This is a genomic window from Hypericibacter sp., from assembly GCF_050729195.1.
In the GTDB taxonomy this organism is placed as follows: domain Bacteria; phylum Pseudomonadota; class Alphaproteobacteria; order Dongiales; family Dongiaceae; genus Hypericibacter.
In genome coordinates, this window is record NZ_JBOHKS010000087.1 from 1 (window position 1) to 3,379 (window position 3,379).

Consider the following 3,379-nt stretch of genomic DNA (forward strand, 5'->3'; position numbering starts at 1 on the left):
TGCGGGAGGGGGTAGGGGGAGGGGTGAGGAGACCCGCTGTTCCATGACTGATCTCCGAGCTTCCTTCCTTCGCAGCAACCAGACGATCGCCGAGCGGCGCCTCTGGCAAAAGCTTCAAGTGAAGCGATGCGCGGGCCGCCGGTTTCGTCGGCAGTTTCGGTTAGGGGCCTACATCGTCGATTTCATCTGCCTGTCCGACCGATTGGTTGTCGAGGTCGATGGCGAATCTCACAATCACACGATCGCTCAGGATGAAGAGCGCTCGCGCTGGATCGAGAGGCAAGGCTTCCGCATCGTTCGTTTTACCAACGACGATGTGAGATATCGCCTTGAGGGCGTGATTCAGATGATTGAAGTCGAGATTCTTGGTGCGACGGTTTCGAAGACTGAACAGGACGGAATTTCACTGAGCTGAGTCTGCTGCACCCCTCCCCCTACCCCCTCCCGCAAGGGGAGGGGGCTGGATTTCAAATCACCTCGATGGAGATAAACATGGCGCTCGGCACGATGAATCACCTCGGCATCACGCTCAGCGATCTGAAACGCAACGAGGAAGCCTTCTATGCGCCGGTTCTCGGTTTTCTCGGCTATGAGAAGGTCGAGGACATGGACGAGATGACGCTGTGGTTCTCAACCGCCCATGGCTGCTCGATCAATCTCTGGCAAGCGAAGACGAAGGCCAAGCAGCCGCATGACCGTTATGCGCCGGGCTTTCATCATTTCGCCTTCAATGCCGACAGCCGCGAAGAGATCGACCGGCTCCATGCGCTGTTGAAGAAGATCGGCGCCACGGTGCTCGACGCGCCGGCCGAATACGACTATGTGCCCGGCTATTACGCCGTCTTCTTCGCCGACCCCGACGGCCTGAAATACGAACTCGCTCACATCCCACCCGGCGCGATCGGGTGATGGCAAGCAGGAGGTCGATTTGCTCGGGCATCTTTCGTTCGGTGTCAGCAATCTAGCCCGGACAACCGCGTTTTATGACGCCAGCATGGCGGCCCTTGGATATGCCAGGGTTTTCACGGGACCGGAATATGTCGGCTACGGCCTGTCCGGAACGGAAAGAGACAATTTGCTGCTCATTCTGCAGCCTAAGCCGGTAACGCCGCCTGGCCCGGGATTTCATCTGGCGTTCATCGCTCCCAGCCGCGAGGCCGTGGATCGATTTCATGTAGCGGCGCTGCAGTTCGGCGGTGTGGATCAGGGCGCTCCCGGACTCAGGTTGCATTACGGACCAACTTACTATGCCGCCTTCGTCCTCGATCCGGACGGATACAAGCTTGAGGCTACGCACCAAGCACCGGAGCGCGTGTAGGGGGCACGTGTGAAGTTTAATGCTCCCGAGATCCACCCATGTCCTCATCACTTCCCTACGCCGAGCTTGCCGCCGTCACCAATTTCTCCTTCTTGCGGGGTGCGTCGCATCCGGCGGAGCTGGTGGCGCGCGCGGCCGAGCTGGGGCTGACGGCGCTTGTGGTCGCCGACCGCAACAGCCTTGCCGGTGTGGTGCGGGCGCATGACGCGGCGCGTGAGCGGGGCTATCGCCTCATTCCCGGCGCGCGGCTGGTCTTGCGCGACGGCGCCGAGATCCTGGCCCTGCCGACCGACCGCATCGCCTATGGGCATCTGTCGCGGCTGCTGACGCTGGGCAAGATGCGAGCGCCCAAGGGCGAATGCTGGCTCGATCTCGAGGATCTGCTCGAGGCCGGAGACGGCATGATGCTGATCGCGCTGCCGGGCGCCGATCCGGGCTCCCTGGCCGGGCTGGAGGCGCTGGCCGATCGCTTGAAACGGTTGATCGACGTCTTTCCCGGCGCCGTCTTCCTCGCCGCCCATCATCATCTGAGCGGCCATGACGAAGCCTGGATCGAACGGCTCCAGGCGCTCAGCCTCGCCTGTGGCACACCGCTCGTCGCCAGCAACGACGTGCATTATCATGTCTCCGAACGGCGCATCCTGCAGGATGTGCTGACCTGCATCCGCGAAGGCTGCACCATCGATAATGCCGGCTATCGGCTCTTCGCCAATGCCGAGCGCCATCTGAAATCGCCCGAGGAGATGGCCCGGCTCTTCGCGCGCTGGCCCGAGGCGCTCGCGCACACGGTCGAGATCGCGGAGCGCTGCCGCTTCAGCCTCGACGAGCTGCGCTACGAATATCCCGACGAGCTGACGACCGGCGGGCGCACGCCGCAGCAGGAACTGGAGATGTTGGCCAGGACCGGCGCCAAATGGCGCTATCCCGGCGGCGTGCCGGACAAGGTGGAGAAGGCGCTCGCCCATGAGCTTGCCCTCATCGCCCGGCTCGATTACGCCTCTTATTTCCTCACCGTCTACGAACTGGTGCGTTTCGCGCGCGAGCGCGAAATCCTCTGCCAGGGTCGCGGCTCGGCCGCCAACTCCACCGTCTGCTATTGCCTCGGCGTCACCTCCGTCGATCCGGCGATCAACGATCTCCTCTTCGAACGCTTCCTTAGCGCCGAACGCCGCGAGCCGCCCGACATCGATGTCGATTTCGAACATGAGCGGCGCGAGGAGGTCATCCAGCATGTCTATGACAAATACGGCCGCGACCGCGCCGGCATCGCCGCCACCGTGATCTGCTATCGTAGCCGCTCGGCCTTGCGCGAGGTTGGCAAGGCGATGGGCCTCTCGCTCGATCTCGTCGGCGCCCTGTCGAGCCAGGTCTGGGCGCCGACCTATGGGAAAGGGAAGAGCTTCCTCGACGAGACGCGGCTGCGCGAGCACGGGCTCGATCCGCGGGATCCGCGCCTGGTCCAGACCCTGGCGCTCGCGCGCGAGCTCAAGGGATTCCCGCGCCATCTCTCGCAGCATGTCGGCGGCTTCGTCATCAGCCGCGGCCTCCTGAGCGAGCTGGTGCCGATCGAGAACGCGGCGATGGAGGACCGGACCTTCATCGAATGGGACAAGGACGATCTCGCCACCCTGGGTCTGATGAAGGTCGATGTGCTGGCGCTCGGCATGCTGACCTGCATCGCCAAGAGCTTCGAGCTCTTACGCCGGCATTACGGCAAGAACTACGACCTGGCGACCTTGCCGAAGGAGGATCCGGCCATCTACGAGATGCTGGGCCGGGCCGATTCGATCGGCGTGTTCCAGGTGGAGAGCCGGGCGCAGATGACGATGCTGCCGCGGCTCAAGCCGAAGACACTCTACGACCTTGTCATCGAGGTCGCGATCGTACGGCCGGGCCCGATCCAGGGCGGCATGGTCCATCCTTATCTGCGCCGTCGGGATGGAAAGGAGCCGGTGACCTATCCTTCGCGCGAGCTGGAGGAGGTGCTGGGCAAGACCCTGGGCGTGCCGCTGTTCCAGGAGCAGGCGATGCGCATCGCCATCGTCGCGGCCGGCTTCACGC

The 3,379-nt window shown here is 63.4% G+C and carries 4 protein-coding genes; all 4 read left to right on the top strand.

Features of this window, described 5'->3' with window-relative positions:
* Positions 1-43: 43 nt before the first annotated feature.
* Positions 44-415: an endonuclease domain-containing protein gene (locus ACREE8_RS06635; protein ID WP_431572195.1), complete on the top strand. Its 372-nt coding sequence runs from the start codon at positions 44-46 to the stop codon at positions 413-415.
* A gap of 77 nt (positions 416-492) precedes the next feature.
* Positions 493-909, top strand: coding sequence for a VOC family protein (locus ACREE8_RS06640; protein ID WP_431572196.1), 417 nt, complete (start codon positions 493-495; stop codon positions 907-909).
* A 19-nt stretch (positions 910-928) separates the two neighbouring features.
* The gene (locus ACREE8_RS06645) at positions 929-1,318 is read left to right on the top strand and encodes a VOC family protein (RefSeq protein ID WP_431572197.1); all 390 of its coding nucleotides are present in this window, start codon (positions 929-931) and stop codon (positions 1,316-1,318) included.
* 38 nt (positions 1,319-1,356) lie between these two features.
* Positions 1,357-3,379: error-prone DNA polymerase (locus ACREE8_RS06650; protein WP_431572198.1), on the top strand; the 2,023-nt coding region annotated here is incomplete at its 3' end.

Excerpts from the sequence above, each read along its gene's own strand:
- ACREE8_RS06635 (WP_431572195.1), top strand. The coding sequence starts at position 44 with ATGACTGATCTCCGAGCTTCCTTCCTTCGCAGCAACCAGACGATCGCC.
- ACREE8_RS06640 (WP_431572196.1), top strand. The coding sequence starts at position 493 with ATGGCGCTCGGCACGATGAATCACCTCGGCATCACGCTCAGCGATCTG.